We start from the raw sequence: 16,071 nt of genomic DNA on the forward strand, positions 1-16,071 counted from the left end.
ACCATGCAGTTGATCGAACATTCCGAGTCGCCCCGCTACGTGCGCCTGCACCCCGACGACAATGTCGTGGTGGTGGTCAACGACGGCGGCCTGGGCGAAGGCGCTCGCTTCGCCGACGGCCTGACCCTGGTCGAGGGCGTGCCGCAGAGCCACAAGGTCGCCACCGTGGATATCCGCCGGGGCGAGGCGGTGCGCCGCTATGGCCAGGTCATCGGCCACGCCCTGGAAGACCTGCGCCAGGGCAGTTGGGTCAAGGAGGATCAACTGGCGATGCCGGCCGCCCCCGCGCTCGACAGCCTGCCGCGCTGCGACGCCGTGCCCGCCGCCCAGGCGTCCCTCGAAGGCTTCACCTTCGAAGGCTATCGCAATGCCGACGGCACCGTCGGTACCCGCAACATCCTCGGCATCACCACCACCGTGCAGTGCGTGACCGGCGTACTCGACCACGCGGTCAAGCGCATCCGCAGCGAACTGCTGCCCAAATACCCCAACGTGGATGATGTGGTCGCCCTCACCCACAGCTACGGCTGCGGCGTGGCGATCAACGCCCGCGATGCCTACATCCCGATTCGCACCGTGCGCAACCTGGCGCGCAACCCCAACCTGGGCGGCGAGGCGCTGGTCATCAGCCTGGGCTGCGAAAAACTCCAGGCCGGCCAGGTGATGCACGAGGACGACCCGTCCGTGGACCTCAGCGAGCCCTGGCTGTACCGCCTGCAGGATGCCTCGCTGGGCTTCGTCGAGATGATCGAGCAGATCATGGCCCTGGCCGAAACCCGCCTGAAGAAGCTCGACCAGCGCCGCCGCGAAACCGTGCCGGCCAGCGAGCTGATCCTGGGCATGCAGTGCGGTGGCAGCGACGCCTTTTCCGGCATCACCGCCAACCCCGCCCTGGGACATGCCGCCGACCTGCTGGTACGCGCCGGCGCCACGGTGCTGTTCTCGGAAGTCACCGAGGTGCGCGACGCCATCTACATGCTCACCTCCCGCGCCGAAACGCCGGAAGTCGCCGAGGCGCTGGTGCGCGAGATGGACTGGTACGACCGCTACCTGCAGCAGGGCGCGGCGGATCGCAGCGCCAACACCACGCCGGGCAACAAGAAAGGCGGCTTGTCCAATATCGTCGAGAAATCCCTGGGCTCGATCGTCAAGTCCGGCAGCGGCGCCATCCAGGGCGTGCTTGGCCCGGGCGAGCGGATCACGCGCAAGGGCCTGATCTTCTGCGCCACCCCGGCCAGCGACTTCGTCTGCGGCACCCTGCAGCTGGCTGCCGGGATGAACCTGCACGTGTTCACCACCGGCCGCGGCACGCCCTACGGCCTGGCCATGGCGCCGGTGGTCAAGGTGTGCACCCGCAGCGAACTGGCCCAACGCTGGCCGGACCTGATCGACATCGACGCCGGGCGCATCGCCAGTGGCCGGGCGAGCATCGAGGAGCTGGGCTGGGAGCTGTTCCACTACTACCTCGATGTCGCCAGCGGTCGCAAGCGCACCTGGGCCGAGCAGCATGGCCTGCACAACGACATCACCCTGTTCAATCCCGCACCGATCACCTGAACGACACAGGTGGCGTGGGAGCGGGCTTGCCCCGCGATGATGCAATCGCGGGACTAGCCCGCTCCCACGCCCTGGCTCATCACTCATCCAGGAGTTTCCATGCCCAATATCCTCGGCCACAACTTCATCGCCGGCCAACGCAGTGCCGTCGGCCCGCAACGCCTGCAAAGCCTGGACGCCACCACCGGCGAGGCACTGCCCTATAACTTCGCCCAGGCCACCGAAGGTGAGGTAGACCGCGCCGCCCGCGCCGCCGCCGCCGCCTTCAGCGAGTTCCGCCAGCTGCCCCCGGCACGCCGCGCCGAATTCCTCGAGGCGATCGCCGCCGAACTGGACGAACTCGATGACAGCTTCGTGGCCATCGTCTGCCGCGAAACCGCCCTGCCCGCCGCCCGTATCCAGGGCGAACGCGGCCGCACCAGCGGGCAGATGCGCCTGTTCGCCCAGGTACTGCGCCGCGGCGACTTCCTCGGGGCGCGCATCGACCTGGCGCTGCCCGAACGCCAGCCGCTGCCACGGGTGGACATCCGCCAGATGCGTATCGGCGTCGGCCCGGTAGCGGTATTTGGCGCCAGCAATTTCCCGCTGGCCTTCTCTACCGCCGGCGGCGACACCGCCGCAGCCCTGGCCGCCGGTTGCCCGGTGGTGTTCAAGGCCCACAGTGGCCACATGGCCACCGCCGACCTGGTGGCCTGTGCCATCCTGCGCGCCTCCGAACGCACCGGCATGCCCAAGGGTGTGTTCAACATGGTATTCGGTGGCGGTGTCGGTGAATGGCTGGTCAAGCATCCTGCCATCCAGGCGGTCGGCTTCACCGGCTCGCTCAAGGGCGGCGACGCCCTGTGCCGCATGGCTGCCGAGCGGGCGCAACCGATCCCGGTGTTCGCCGAGATGTCCAGCATCAACCCGGTGATCATCCTGCCGGCCGCGCTGGCCAAGCGTGGCGAGAACATCGCCCGCGAACTGGCCGGCTCCGTGTGCCTGGGCGCCGGGCAGTTCTGCACCAACCCGGGGATGCTGATCGGCCTGCGGTCGCCTGGCTTCAACCAGTTGCTGAATGGCCTGGGCCAGCATCTGGACCAACAGGCTGGCCAGACCCTGCTCAACACCGGCGGCCTGCGCAGCTATGTCGCCGGCCTGGAACACTTGCACGCCCATGCCGGCATCCAGCACCTGGCCGGTCAGGCACAACAGGGCGACCAGGCCCGTGCCCAGCTGTTCAAGGCCGACGTCCGCCTGCTGCTGGAGTCCGACCCGCTGCTGCAGGAAGAAGTGTTCGGCCCGGCCACGGTGGCCGTCGAAGTCAGCGACCTTGAGCAACTTCGCGCCGCCCTGCTCGGCCTGCGCGGCCAGCTGACCGCCACGCTGATCGGCGAGCCGGAGGACTTCGAGGCCTTTGCCTGGCTGGTGCCGCTGCTGGAGGAGAAGGTCGGGCGGATCCTGGTCAATGGCTACCCGACTGGCGTCGAGGTGTGCGACGCCATGGTCCATGGCGGGCCTTACCCGGCGACCTCGGATGCCCGTGGCACGTCGGTCGGCACCCTGGCCATCGATCGTTTCCTGCGCCCGGTGTGCTACCAGAACTACCCGCAGGCGCTGCTGCCGGAGGCGTTGCGCGATGGCAACCCACTGGGGCTGCGGCGGTTGGTGAATGGGCAGTGGAGTGAAGGGGTGATTTGAGAGCCCTGGGATGCAAGAGCCCTGCGCATGCAGGGCTTTTTTATGGTGCCTGCGTCGGCCTCTTCGCGGGTAAACCCGCTCCCACAGGGATCAGCCTTTGCCAGCGAACTGCGAAAAACCTGTGGGGGCGGGTTTACGATCAGATGCCTTGCGCCTCGGCCTCTTCATGGGCCTGGCGCAGGCGCTCGCGGCTGTTGCTCAGGTGCATGCGCATGGCCATCTTCGCGCCTTCGCTGTCGCGCCGGGCGATGGCCTCGTAGATCGCCTCGTGCTCATGCATCAGCCGGCTCATGTAGTGCGCCTGGTCGTCATGGGCCAGGCGCGCCGAGTTCAGCCGGGTGCGCGGGATGATGCTGGTGCCCAGGTGATTGATGATGTCGGCGAAATAGTGATTGCCGCTGGCCTGGGCGATTCGCAGATGAAACTGGAAGTCCGCCGACACCGCATCCGAGGCGTGGGCTGCGCCCTCGTTGAGCTCGTCCAGCGCGGCACGCATGCCGGCCAGTTCCTCGTCGCTGCGACGCTGGGCGGCCAAGCCGGCGGCTTCGATTTCCAGGGCGATGCGCAGCTCCAGCACCGCCAGCACCTCGCGCAGGGTGACGATGGTCGCCGGGTCGATCCGAAAGCCCCCGGTGCTCGGCGCGTCCAGCACGAAGGTGCCGATGCCATGACGGGTCTCGACCTGGCCGGCGGCCTGCAACCGCGAGATGGCCTCGCGCACCACGGTGCGGCTGACCCCTTCCTCGACCATGATCTGCGATTCGGTGGGCAGCTTGTCGCCGCGTTTGAGCTGGCCGCTGCGGATGCGTTCGGTCAGCACCGTGACCAGTTCCTGGGCCAGACTGCGCGGCTTGCGCCGGGTCCGTGCCTGTACCTGCTGCTCTGTCATGCCCTGTATGTCTGGTTGTGAAAGACAGGCGTGATGATAGCGCAAGCGGTTGTACGATCACATACGTCCAACGGGGTTTTCATCTGCCCTGGCGTGCCGCCGACGGCGGCTGGCCCATGACTCGCCGGTACAGGCTGGAAAACGCGCTGGGGCTTTCATAGCCCAGGTCCAGGGCGACGGTGGTCACCGGCTCGCCGGTCGCCAGTCGTGTCACCGCGGCCATCAGGCAGGCCTGCTGGCGCCACTGGCCGAACGACAGCCCGGTCTGCTCGCGAAAGCGCCGGCTGAAGGTACGCAGGCTCCAGTTGAGCTGGCCTGCCCATGTTTCGCCACGGGTGTGGATTGATGGCTGCGCCAGGAACGCCTGGCACAGGGCCGCCAGACGCGGCTCGGCCGGCAGCGGCGCGAACAGCGGCAGACGCTCGGCCTGGCCCAGCTCATGCAGCACCAGCCGCAGCAGCAGGCCGTCGCGCCCCGCCTCGTCATGCAAGGCCGGCACCTCGGCGCTGGCCAGCAACAGCTGGTGCAGCAGCGGCCCGACCCGCAGTGCCTCGCACACGCTGCCCGATCTGGGCAGCGCGGTCGGTTCGATGTACAGGCTGCGGGTGCTCACGCCACGCATGCGCACTTGGTGCGGCTTGCCGGGCGGAATCCATACCCCGCTGCCAGGCGGGATGACCCAGGCGCCGTCATCGGTCAGCACCTCCATCAGCCCGCTCATGCCATACAGGAACTGCGCCCGGCGATGGACATGCCTGGGCAGCAGGGTACCGGGCGGATAGTCGGTGGCGATGGCCAGCACCGCACGGGGGCTGGCATCGACCTCGGACAAGGGAACATTGCGCATGAAGGAAGGTTCTGGCCGAAACACGATGATTATTGGCCAGGTTGCGCAAGTCAGCCAAGAGGCAGGCACCCTACCCTGACCGCCTCCCCCCTGACCCGAGACCCACCCCATGCTCTATCCCCTGCTTGGCCTGTTCGGCCTGTGTGCCGGCGTCACCACCCTGCTGTTCGGCTTCGGCGGCGGCTTCTTCGCCGTGCCGCTGTTCTATGCCCTGCTGCTGGCCAGTCATGGCGCGGGGACGGCCGTGGCCCAGCACGCCATGCAGATCGCCGTGGCCACCTCGGCCACGGTGATGATCTTCAGCAGCGCCCTGGCCACCTGGCGCCATCACCGCGCGGGCAGCCTGCGCTGGGACCTGGTGCGCCCACTGGCGCCGGCCATCGCCCTGGGCGCGCTGCTCGGGGCATGGGCGGCGCTGTACCTGGCCAGCGCCTGGTTGCGCTGGCTGTTCATCGCCTACCTGGCGCTGAGTCTGCTGGACGCTTGGCTGCGCCCAGGCTTCGTACGCGCAGGCGAACATCGCCTGGCGCCCCTGGGCAGCGCCGGCGCCAGCCTGGTCGGCGTGCCCATCGGCGCACTGGCGGCGCTGCTCGGGGTGGGCGGCAGTGTGATGACCGTGCCGCTGATGCGCCGACGCGGCGCCAGCATGCGCACCGCCACGGCCATGGCCAACCCGCTGTCGCTGCCCATGGCCCTGGCGGCCACGCTGGTCTATGCGCTGCTGCCGGCCGGCCAGTTCGACCTTGGCCCGGGCCTGCTGGGTTTCATCGACCTGCGCGCGGGACTGGTGATGACCGTCGGCGCCTGGCTCGGCATGCACCTGGCCGCGCCCCTGCTCGGGCGCATCCCCGACAGCGTGCATGCCCGGGCCTACCTGGCGTTGCTGGCCTGCGTGCTGCTGGTGATGCTGGTCAACGGCCGCTGAGACTGGCGAATGGCCACGGCGACGCGGTAGGCTGCGCCCTGCACTCACCAAGGAAGGCACTGCATGAAGACGTTCGATCGCCTGCTGCTCGCCAGCGGCCTGCTCATTCCCCTCTGGCTGCTGCTGGGCGTCACCCTGACGGCGCTGGCCTACCCCGGCTACGACCACCTGCAACAAGCCATGAGCCAGCTCGGCGCGGTCGGCGCCCCCACCCACGGGCTGTCGCCCTGGATCAACAATTTCCCGCTGGCCCTGCTGTTCGCACTGTTCGCCTGGGGCTTGGCGCGGCGCTGGCGGCGCTCGAAGCTGGCGCGGTTGAGCGCCCTGCTGGTGCTGTTGCATGGCCTGGGCAGCCTGGCGACCGGCGGGTTTGCCTGTGACCAGGGCTGTGCGCCGCTGGAGCCATCGTTCTCGCAACAGATGCACAACCTCGGCGGCCTGCTGATGTTCCTCTCGCTGACCCTCGCCAGTGTGCTGTGGATCGGCCTGGGCACGCGCCTGGCCCGATCCCCGGGGCTGGCCTGGGGGTCGCTGCTGAGCGTGCTGCTGGCGGTGGTCACCGTGGTGTTGATGGCCAAGGCCGTGCACAGCGGTGAACTGTTCGGTCTCTACCAGCGCCTGAACTACGGCGTCGGCGTGCTGTGGATCGCGGCCCTGGCCCTGCAGTCGCTGCGCACGCGCCAGTACGGTGGCCTGAAAATGGCCATCGCCTGACGGCAAACTGCTGGCCCCCAGGCGTCGAAAGCGAAGGCAGACTTTGTTTTCCTTCAGATGCTTAGGACAGCAACATGCGAGTGATTCTAGCAACCGTGGCCGGCTGCCTGCTGGCCAGCGCCGCCTTCGGCGCCCAGGCCCGGGCACTGAGCCAGAACGATCGCCAGGTGTGCGGCTGGGGCGCGCAGATCGCCGCCGAGGCGCAGCAGGCCAAGCTTTCCGGCGTCACCCTGTACGCCACGCGCAAGAAGCTGCAGGCGCGCAAGTTCGCCAAGCCGTGGATGCGCATGACGGCTTTCGGCATCACCGAGCAGACCTATAACAGCCGGTCTCGGCTGAAGCCGACGGCGATCAAGCAGACGTATTACGAGCAGTGCGTACAGCATGCAGTAGCGAAAAGATAAATTCTTATAATTCAATAGTTTACTAACACTATCGAATGTTGAATATCACCGTTACGTATCGTGCTTGCCAGCCCCCCTGGGCTGTGCAATAGCGTTATCGCCGGGAGCAAATGACTCGGTAATCGGGTGGCAGGGTCTACGCTGAAGGGTTCACGACAACGAGATCCCTGCCCATGCCCTTGCGATTCTGCTCATTGGCCCTTGCCCTGGCCTGCGCCACCGCCCAGGCCGCCGACCCGACGCCCCAGGAACTGTTCAGCCAGGCCCAGGCCGAACAACCCCATTACCTGGAGACCCTCAAGACCCTGGTTGCAGTGGATACTGGCACCGGTACCGAACCCGGCCTGAAACAGGTCGCCAGCGAACTGGTGAAACGCCTCGAGGCCCTCGGCGCCAAGGTCAGCACCCAGCCGGCCACGCCCTCGGTGGGCGACAATATCGTCGGCACCCTCAAGGGCAGCGGCGACAAGGACTTCCTGCTGATGGTCCACTACGACACGGTGTTCGGCCCCGGCACCGTGGCCAAACGCCCGTTCCGGATAGACGGCGACCGCGCCTACGGCCCCGGCGTGGCCGACGCCAAGGGCGGGGTGGCGATGATCCTGCATGCGCTGAAACTGCTGCAGGACCAGCAGTACAAGGGCTACCGCACCCTCACCGTGCTGTTCAACCCGGACGAGGAAATGGGCTCGACCGGCTCGCGACAGCTGATCGCCGAACTGGCGCGCAAGCACGATTTCGTCTTCTCCTACGAGCCACCGGACAATGACGCGGTCACCGTTGCCACCAACGGCATCAACCGCCTCAAGCTCGAGGTCAAGGGTCGCGCTTCCCACGCCGGCTCCGCTCCGGAAGCCGGGCGCAACGCGCTGATGGAACTGGCGCACCAGTTGCTGCAGTTGAACGACCTCGGCGACAAGAGCAAAGGCACTACCGTCAACTGGACCCTGGCCAAGGCCGGGGAAAAGGCCAATATCATTCCCGCCCAGGCCAGCGCCGAGGCCGACATGCGCTACTCCGACCTGAGCGAGACCGAGCGGGTGCAGGAAGATGCCCTGCGGATCATCAAGAAACAGCTTGTGGCCGATACCCAGGTCGAGCTGGTCGTGGAGAAAGGCCGCCCGCCGCTGGCCAAGAACGACGCCTCCACGGAGCTTGCGCAAACCGCACGGCAGCTCTACAGCAAGATCGACCGGCAGTTGCAGCCGATCGCCATGCGCTTCGGCACCGACGCCGGCTACGCCTACGTGCCCGACAGCGACAAGCCGGCGGTGCTGGAAACACTGGGTGTGGTCGGCGCCGGCCTGCATGGCGACGACGAGTACATGGAGATCGCCAGCGTGGCGCCACGCTTGTACCTGACGGTGGCGATGATCCGGCACCTGGCGCAGTAAGCCTGCATGAATATCCTCTACGACGAACGTGTCGATGGACCGTTGCCGGCCGTGGACAAGCCAACACTGCTGGCCGCCCTGCGCGAGGCCCTGCCCGATCTGCAGATCCTGCACCGCAGCGAAGACCTCAAGCCCTACGAGTGCGACGGCCTCTCGGCCTACCGCACGCTGCCGCTGCTGGTGGTGTTGCCCGAACGCATGGAACAGGTACAAACACTGCTGCGGCTCTGCCACCAGCGCGGCGTACCAGTGGTGGCGCGCGGCGCCGGCACCGGCCTGTCCGGCGGCGCCCTGCCGTTGAGCCAGGGCATCCTGCTGGTGATGGCGCGCTTCAATCGCATCCTTGAAGTCAACCCGCAGGGCCGCTTCGCCCGGGTCCAGCCCGGTGTGCGCAACCTGGCGATCTCCCAGGCGGCGGCGCCCCATGGGCTGTACTACGCGCCCGATCCGTCCTCGCAGATCGCCTGCTCGATCGGCGGCAATGTCGCCGAGAATGCCGGTGGCGTGCATTGCCTGAAATACGGCCTGACCGTGCACAACCTGCTCAAGGTGGAGATCCTCACCGTCGAAGGCGAACGCCTGGTACTGGGCAGTGATTCTCTGGACAGCCCCGGTTTCGACCTGCTGGCGTTGTTCACCGGCTCCGAGGGCATGCTCGGCATCGTCACTGAAGTCACCGTCAAGCTGCTGCCCAGGCCGCAGGTGGCGCGGGTGCTGCTGGCCAGCTTCGACAGCGTCGAGGATGCCGGAGGCGCGGTGGCCGAGATCATCGGCGCCGGGATCATCCCCGCAGGGCTGGAAATGATGGACAACCTGGCGATTCGTGCCGCCGAGGATTTCATCCATGCCGGCTACCCGCTGGACGCTGCGGCGATCCTGCTGTGCGAGCTCGACGGCGTCGAGGCTGACGTGCACGACGACTGCACCCGGGTCGATGCCGTGCTGCGCAAGGCCGGTGCCCACGAAGTGCGCCTGGCCTGCGACGAAGCCGAGCGCGCACGCTTCTGGGCCGGGCGCAAGAATGCCTTCCCGGCAGTGGGGCGCATTTCCCCGGACTACTACTGCATGGACGGCACCATACCGCGCCGCGAGTTGGCGCGGGTGCTCAAGGGCATCAGCGAGCTTTCCGGGCAGTACGGCCTGCGGGTGGCCAACGTGTTCCATGCCGGCGACGGCAACCTGCACCCGCTGATCCTGTTCGATGCCAACCTGCCCGGCGAACTGGAGCGCGCCGAGGCCATCGGCGGCCAGATCCTCGAACTGTGCGTGGCCGTCGGCGGCAGCATCACCGGCGAGCACGGCGTGGGCCGGGAGAAGATCAACCAGATGTGCGCGCAGTTCAACAGCGACGAGATCACCCTGTTCCACGCGGTCAAGGCCGCCTTCGACCCACGGGGCCTGCTCAACCCGGGCAAGAACATCCCCACCCTGCAGCGCTGCGCCGAGTTCGGCGCGCTGCATGTGCACCACGGGCAACTGCCCTTCCCCGACCTGGAGCGCTTCTGATGGACAGGGACCTCGGCCAGGACCTGCTGGAGCAGGTCAACCAGGCGCTGGACCAGCGCACCCCGCTGCGCATCCAGGGCGGCAACAGCAAGGCCATGCTCGGTCGCCCGGTGACCGGGCAGGTCATCGACACCCGCGGCCACCGGGGCATCGTCGGCTACGACCCCACCGAGCTGGTGCTCACCGCCCGCGCCGGCACGCCCCTGCGGGAGATCGAGGCGACGCTGCACGAAGCCGGGCAGATGCTGGCCTGCGAGCCACCACACCTGGGCCCCGAGGCGACGCTGGGCGGCATGGTCGCGGCCGGGCTGTCGGGACCACGCCGGCCCTGGGCCGGGTCGGTGCGTGACTATGTCCTCGGCACCCGGCTGATCACCGGCCACGGCAAGCACCTGCGCTTTGGTGGCGAGGTGATGAAGAATGTTGCCGGCTACGACGTGTCGCGGCTGATGACGGGCAGCTTCGGCTGCCTGGGGCTGCTCACCGAAGTGTCGCTCAAGGTACTGCCGCGGCCACGCCAGTGCCTGGGCCTGCGCCTGGAGATGAACACGCAGCAGGCACTCGCCGCACTCGCCGAATGGGGCCGGCAAGCGCTGCCGGTCAGCGCCGCCTGCCATGACGGCGAGGCGCTGCATCTGCGCCTGGAGGGCGGCGAAGGTTCGGTGCGATCGGCCCGTGAGCGCCTGGGTGGCGAAGCCTTCGACACGAGCTTCTGGCAAGACCTGCGCGAGCAGCGCCTGGCGTTCTTCGCCGCACCCGCAACACTGTGGCGGCTGTCCCTGCCCATTGCCTGCGGCGCACTCGAACTGCCGGGACAGCAGTTGATCGACTGGGGTGGCGCCCAACGCTGGCTCAAGTCAGACGCCCCGGCGTCGGTCATCCGGGCATTGGCGGCCGAGGCCGGCGGTCATGCCACCGCCTACGCGCCCGGCGACGACAGCAGCGCCCCACTCGATCCGCTGACGCTGCGCTATCACCGGGCACTGAAAAACCAACTCGATCCCCAGGGTGTGTTCAACCCTGGCCGCCTGTACGCGCACTTGTGAGGCCACGGCATGCAAACCCACCTGAGCGAATCCGCCCGCCAGCTGCCCCGCGCCGACGAGGCCGAACGCATCCTGCGTTCCTGCGTGCACTGCGGGTTCTGCACCGCCACCTGCCCCACCTACCAGCTGCTCGGCGATGAACTGGACGGGCCTCGCGGGCGCATCTACCTGATCAAGCAGGTGCTCGAAGGCGAACCGGCGGGCACCAGCACCCAGGCGCATCTGGACCGCTGCCTGAGCTGCCGCAACTGCGAGACCACCTGCCCGTCGGGGGTGGAGTACCACAGCCTGCTCGACATCGGCCGCGCCGTGGTCGACCGGCAAGTCCCCCGACCACCGGGGCAACGCCTGCTGCGCGCGGGCCTGCGCGCCGTAATACCTCGGCCTGGCGCCTTCAAGGCGCTGATCCGCACCGGCCTGGTACTGCGCCCCCTGCTCCCGGCCAGTTTCAAGGACAAGCTGCCGGCGCAGGTCGTCGCCCCGGGTCAACGCCCGGCGCCGCGCCATGCCCGCCGCGTGCTGCTGCTCGAAGGCTGCGTGCAGCTGGCCCTTTCACCCAACACCAACGCCGCCGCCACGCGCCTGCTCGACCGGCTAGGCATCAGCGTCGAGCCGGCCCGCGAAGCCGCTTGCTGCGGTGCGCTGGACTATCACCTGGATGCCCAGGCACGAGGCCTCGACCGCGCCCGACGCAACATCGACGCCTGGTGGCCGGCCATCGAGGCCGGCGCCGAGGCCATCGTGCAGACCGCCAGCGGCTGCGGCGCCTTTGTCCGCGACTATGGCCACCTGCTGCAACACGACCCACGCTACGCCGCCAAGGCCGCCACGGTCAGTGCCCTGTCCTGCGACCTGGTGCAGGTGCTGCAGGCCGAGTCACTGGAGCGACTGGGTGTCTGCACCGAGCAGCGCCTGGCGTTCCACTGCCCCTGCACCCTACAGCATGCCCTCAAGCTCGGCGGTGCGGTGGAAGGCCTGCTGCAGCGCCTGGGCTTCCACCTCACCCAGGTGCCCGATGGACACCTGTGCTGTGGCTCGGCCGGCACCTATTCGCTGACCCAACCAACGCTGGCGCGCCAGCTGCGCGACAATCGCCTCAATGCCCTGGAAAGCGACAACCCACAGGTCATCGCCACCGCCAACATCGGCTGCCAGCTGCACCTCGGCGGCGCCGGTCGCACGCCGGTGCGGCACTGGATCGAAATCGTCGAGGCGGCGCTTGAGCCCGGCGCTGTCGCGGCGACGGGAATTGTGCCCCGCACCTGACGCGGATCAAGGCGATGTTTAACCTGGTGCCTGTAATTTCGGAACCCTCCTACCGAAAGTACGGAAGCTTCTAGATTGTTGCCCCACCCTCGGCAAAACATCATCAGGACTGGAGACGTGACCGCCGCCCCGGCGCGGCCAACCCCATCCAGACGAGGCCATGCCATGCCCACCAATGCTCATCGCCCTACCCGCGAACTGCGCCACACCCTGCGTCAACTGCTGGCCCACGAGGTCAGCAACCCCGACGACAACCCGCACCTGTCCGGGGTGCGCTTCTTCTGCGCCACCGACGAACACACCCGCCAGCTGATCGAGCGTGTCGAGCTGCTCGCCAGCGAAGCCTTCTTCGATGCCAAGGGCCGCGCCATCCACGCGCGCATGCGCGAAGCGGCGGTGGATGGCGTATGCATCCGACAGAAACGCAAGGCCTGCGAGGATGAAACGGTGATCCGCATCGCATTGCCGGAAAAAGGCTATATCACCATCAGTACCGCTCGCCTGTGAACACGCCGCCCCTCTCATGGAACTGCACATGACTTTTTGATTTAGCAGGAACCTGTGGGAGCGGCTTTAGCCGCGAACACCGGCAAAGCCGGTGCCATCCACCGCGTTGCTTGCTTCGCGGGTAAACCTGCTCCCACAGGGTATGCAACTCGCTCTCGGGTATTGTTCCCTGAGCGATCGCCTCCAGGGCCCCTTGCAGCTTTGTCGATAAAACCCGAAGCTTTTACCCCCCTGCGCTTCGGACACCCTCCCTCCGATGGAACTGCACATCCGCCTCGAAGGCCGCAAAGGCCTGGCCGACCAGCTCTACCAGCAACTGCGCGCCGGCATCGACAGCGGCCACTTGGCGGCCGGCACCCAACTGCCACCCACACGCCTGTTGGCCGAGCAGTTGGGCGTTTCGCGCAAGACCGTGGCCGAGGCCTACTCGCGCCTGACCTATGACAACCTGCTCAGCGGCGTGGTCGGCCGCGGTACCTTCATCACCCCGCGCCACACACCGCGCCAGAGCGACAGCGACAACATCCCCCTGGCCGCCGCCGAGACCCTCGAACGCTGGCGTCAGCGCGCCACGGTGCTGGGTCGGCGGGCGCTGGACGCACCGTCACGCTACGACTTCATCGGCGGCGCCTCGAGCAAGGCGCAGTTCCCCTACGACCACTGGCGCAGCTGCATGAACTACGCCCTGCGCCGCAGCCAGCGCCACCCCGACCGACAGTTTTCCGCCCAGGGCCTGCCCGAGCTGCGCGAGGCCATCGCCCACCAGATCGCCTTCACCCGCGGCATCCAGTGCACTGCAAGTGATGTGCTGGTGTGCAACGGCGCCCAGCAGGCCCTCGACCTGATCGCCCGGGTACTGGTCGAACCCGGCTGCAAGGTGGCCATGGAGGACCCGGGCTACCCACCGGCGCGCCAGTTGTTCCTGGCCCTGGGCGCGCGCCTGCAGTCGGTGCCGGTGGACGACCAGGGACTGTGCGTCGAGCAGATCGAGGACGGCACCCGGCTGATCTACGTGACCCCCTCGCACCAGTTCCCGCTCGGCATGCCCATGACCGAGCCGCGGCGCCAGGCGCTGCTGGCGCGGGCTGCCGAGCTCGGCGCGCTGATCATCGAGGACGACTACGACTGCGAGTTCCGCTACCAGGGGCCGGCCGCCGAAGCCCTGCTGCGCCTGGACCGACATGGCCTGGTGGCCTATGTCGGGACCTTCTCCAAGACCCTGCTGCCGGAGCTGCGCATGGGCTATGCGGTGCTGCCGCCGGCCGTGCTGCAGGCCGCCTGCGTGGCCAAGCACCTGAGCGACTGGCACAGCCCGAGCCTGCAGCAATGGGCCCTGGCGCGGTTCATCAGCGAAGGTCACCTGAACAAGCACATTCGCCGTTGCCACGAGGTGTACAGCGCCCGTCGCGAGCGGATCCTCGCGCGCCTGGGCGGCGACCTGGCGCCGTGGTTCGACGCGGTGCCGGCCAGCGCCGGCTTTCACCTGAGCGCGCTGGCCAAGCCCGGGGTGGATGTCGAGCTGCTGATCAACCTGGCGCGCAAAGTCGAGGTTGGCCTCTACTCCCTTGCGCCGTTCTTCAGCGAGGCGCCGGTCAGGCCGGGGTTGCTGTTCGGCTTCGGGGCCATCGAGCTGCTGGATATCGACCCCGCGCTGGACCGGGTCGGCGACACCTTGCAGCGCCTCAGTTGAGCACGGCCTCAGCGACTCGACCCTCACGGGCGATGGCGCGGGCGTAGCCCTTCGGGGCAAAGCGCACGGTGACCAGCAGCATCGCCAGCACGGTGCAGGTCAGCAGGGTCCAGGAGGCCTGGAAGTCGCCGCTGGCATCACGCAACCAGCCGGTGATGTACGGCACGATACCGGTGACGATGAAGCCCACACCCTGGACGAAAGCCGCCAGGCTGCCGGCTTCGCCGGGCGTGCGCAGGTGCTCCAGGGTCAGCGTCAGGCTCAGGCTGAAGCACGCGCCCAGGCCCAGGCCGATCAGCGCCACCCACAGGCCCATGGCGCTGGCCGGCGCCAGCAGCAGGCCAAGGAAGCCCGCCAGCTGGATCAGCAAGGCCAGCCACAGGCCCGGCCGCCGATCGACCAGGCGCCGCAGCAGCAACGGCAGGCCCAGAGCGCCGCAGACCTGGAAGATGGTCATCAGGCCAACCAGCTCGCCGCCACCCTGGGCCGTGCCGCCGTGCTCGAGGTGATAGGCTGGCAACCAGGCGACCATGCTCGTGTAGCCACCGTTGATCAGGCCAAAGTAAAGCGCCAGCAGCCAGGCCCGGCGGTTACCGAACCAGTGCCCGCCGCCGCCACCGGCCAGGGCCGGTGTGTCCTGGCGCGGACGCAGGACAGTCCACGCCACGATCGCCAGCAGCGCCGGCAACGCCCACAGGCCAAGGCCGAACTGCCAATGGCCAAAATACGCGGTGATCGATGGGCCCAGCACCGCCGCCAGGCCACCGCCGCTCATCAACGCCGCCGAATACAGCCCCATGGTCGCCGCCAGGCGGCCGGGGAACCAGCGGTTGACCAGCCCCGGCATCATGCCCTGCACCACGGCGACACCGAGGCCTGCGACCACCGCGCTTACGATCAGCGCCCAGGCGCTGTCCAGCTGCAGGCGCCACAGGCACGCCAGGGCGATGGCCGCCAGCCCCGCCAGCATGCCGCCATGCTCGCTCAACCAGCGCCGCAGCCAGGGTTGCAGCAGCGGCACCAGGCCCATGCACAGCACCGGCAACGCGGTCAGCAGCGCCGCCTGCTGGTAGCCCAAGCCGGTGCTCTGGCGCATGGGCTCGAGCAGCGGGCCAATGCTGGTGAGAATCGGCCGCAGGTTCAACGCCAGCAGCACCACCAGCAACAGGTTCAACGCGCCCCTCATGCTTCGCCGGCCTGCTGCCATTCACGGTACAGGCCGCTTTCACCCACCGGTTTCAGCGGGCGCAGGGGCAGGCTTTGCTGCTGCGGCGGGCGGGCCATCTGCGCATACACCCCGGCGGTGGACAAACCATAGGGCTCGCCCTCGTCGTTGTCGTAGGCAAACCAGGCGCGCTCGATGCCGCACAGGTGCATGGCGGCCAGGCACATCGGGCACGGATGGCCACTGGCATAGATCTCGGCGCCGTCCAGGCGCGCCCGGCCGAGCACCTGGGCGGCCTGGCGGATGGCCTGCATCTCGGCGTGGCTGGTGGGGTCCTGGGTGCTGTGGATCTGGTTGACGGCACGGGCGATCACCTGCCCCTGGTGGACCAGCACGGCGCCGAAGGGGCGGCCACCGGCCTGGATATTGGCGCGGGCAAGCTCCAGGGCCTCGCGCATGAATCGATCTGCGGACATGAAAC

15 protein-coding genes are annotated in these 16,071 nt (G+C 68.1%); 11 read left to right on the forward strand and 4 right to left on the reverse strand.

What is annotated here, in order from left to right:
• Positions 1–3 precede the first annotated feature (3 nt).
• Together garD and K2O50_RS14570 are read left to right on the forward strand one after the other, a co-directional pair.
• Positions 4–1,557 carry a galactarate dehydratase gene (gene garD, locus K2O50_RS14565; protein ID WP_050705308.1) on the forward strand — a complete coding sequence of 518 codons (1,554 nt, stop codon included), beginning with the start codon at positions 4–6 and terminating at the stop codon, positions 1,555–1,557.
• A 99-nt stretch (positions 1,558–1,656) separates the two neighbouring features.
• Positions 1,657–3,237, forward strand: a complete 1,581-nt coding sequence (locus tag K2O50_RS14570) for an aldehyde dehydrogenase (NADP(+)) (RefSeq protein ID WP_050705307.1) — start codon at positions 1,657–1,659, stop codon at positions 3,235–3,237.
• A 139-nt stretch (positions 3,238–3,376) separates the two neighbouring features.
• On the opposite strand, the gene K2O50_RS14575 is transcribed toward K2O50_RS14570, so the two are convergent.
• Entirely contained in the window at positions 3,377–4,126 is a 750-nt protein-coding gene (locus K2O50_RS14575) for a FadR/GntR family transcriptional regulator (protein WP_050705306.1), read from the reverse strand.
• A gap of 79 nt (positions 4,127–4,205) precedes the next feature.
• Positions 4,206–4,973: a helix-turn-helix domain-containing protein gene (locus tag K2O50_RS14580; protein WP_050705305.1), complete on the reverse strand. Its 768-nt coding sequence runs from the start codon at positions 4,971–4,973 to the stop codon at positions 4,206–4,208.
• Positions 4,974–5,082: 109 nt separating this feature from the next.
• Here K2O50_RS14580 and K2O50_RS14585 point away from each other — a divergent pair, with 109 nt between their 5' ends.
• From K2O50_RS14585 to K2O50_RS14625, 9 genes are all read left to right on the forward strand, one after another.
• The gene (locus K2O50_RS14585) at positions 5,083–5,898 is read left to right on the forward strand and encodes a sulfite exporter TauE/SafE family protein (protein ID WP_050706196.1); all 816 of its coding nucleotides are present in this window, start codon (positions 5,083–5,085) and stop codon (positions 5,896–5,898) included.
• Positions 5,899–5,961: 63 nt separating this feature from the next.
• Entirely contained in the window at positions 5,962–6,612 is a 651-nt protein-coding gene (locus tag K2O50_RS14590; protein ID WP_050706197.1) for a DUF998 domain-containing protein, read from the forward strand.
• Between the two features lie 74 nt (positions 6,613–6,686).
• Entirely contained in the window at positions 6,687–7,016 is a 330-nt protein-coding gene (locus K2O50_RS14595) for a hypothetical protein (RefSeq protein ID WP_050706198.1), read from the forward strand.
• 173 nt (positions 7,017–7,189) lie between these two features.
• Positions 7,190–8,410 carry a M20/M25/M40 family metallo-hydrolase gene (locus K2O50_RS14600; protein WP_050706199.1) on the forward strand — a complete coding sequence of 407 codons (1,221 nt, stop codon included), beginning with the start codon at positions 7,190–7,192 and terminating at the stop codon, positions 8,408–8,410.
• A 6-nt stretch (positions 8,411–8,416) separates the two neighbouring features.
• On the forward strand, positions 8,417–9,916 hold the full coding sequence (gene glcD, locus K2O50_RS14605) for a glycolate oxidase subunit GlcD (RefSeq protein WP_050706200.1): 1,500 nt from the start codon (positions 8,417–8,419) through the stop codon (positions 9,914–9,916).
• Positions 9,916–10,962: a glycolate oxidase subunit GlcE gene (gene glcE / locus K2O50_RS14610; protein WP_050706201.1), complete on the forward strand. Its 1,047-nt coding sequence runs from the start codon at positions 9,916–9,918 to the stop codon at positions 10,960–10,962. Before glcD ends, glcE begins: the two co-directional genes overlap by 1 nt.
• A 9-nt stretch (positions 10,963–10,971) precedes the next feature.
• Positions 10,972–12,228 (forward strand): glycolate oxidase subunit GlcF, encoded by a 1,257-nt coding sequence (gene glcF, locus K2O50_RS14615; protein WP_050706202.1) that lies wholly within the window; start codon positions 10,972–10,974, stop codon positions 12,226–12,228.
• A 165-nt stretch (positions 12,229–12,393) separates the two neighbouring features.
• Complete coding sequence (locus K2O50_RS14620) at positions 12,394–12,735, forward strand: hypothetical protein (RefSeq protein ID WP_050706203.1); 342 nt, start codon at positions 12,394–12,396, stop codon at positions 12,733–12,735.
• A 256-nt stretch (positions 12,736–12,991) separates the two neighbouring features.
• Complete coding sequence (locus tag K2O50_RS14625; protein ID WP_050706204.1) at positions 12,992–14,425, forward strand: PLP-dependent aminotransferase family protein; 1,434 nt, start codon at positions 12,992–12,994, stop codon at positions 14,423–14,425.
• Here the strand turns inward: K2O50_RS14625 and K2O50_RS14630 are convergent.
• Together K2O50_RS14630 and K2O50_RS14635 are read right to left on the reverse strand one after the other, a co-directional pair.
• Positions 14,418–15,611, reverse strand: a complete 1,194-nt coding sequence (locus K2O50_RS14630) for a cyanate transporter (protein ID WP_050706205.1) — start codon at positions 15,609–15,611, stop codon at positions 14,418–14,420. The genes K2O50_RS14625 and K2O50_RS14630 overlap by 8 nt on opposite strands.
• A complete protein-coding gene (locus tag K2O50_RS14635) occupies positions 15,608–16,066 on the reverse strand; it encodes a nucleoside deaminase (protein WP_050706206.1) in 459 nt (152 codons plus the stop codon). The genes K2O50_RS14630 and K2O50_RS14635 overlap by 4 nt, the downstream gene beginning before the upstream one ends.
• Positions 16,067–16,071 lie beyond the last annotated feature (5 nt).

The organism is Pseudomonas sp. 2hn, from assembly GCF_019646095.1.
GTDB lineage: Bacteria > Pseudomonadota > Gammaproteobacteria > Pseudomonadales > Pseudomonadaceae > Aquipseudomonas > Aquipseudomonas peradeniyensis.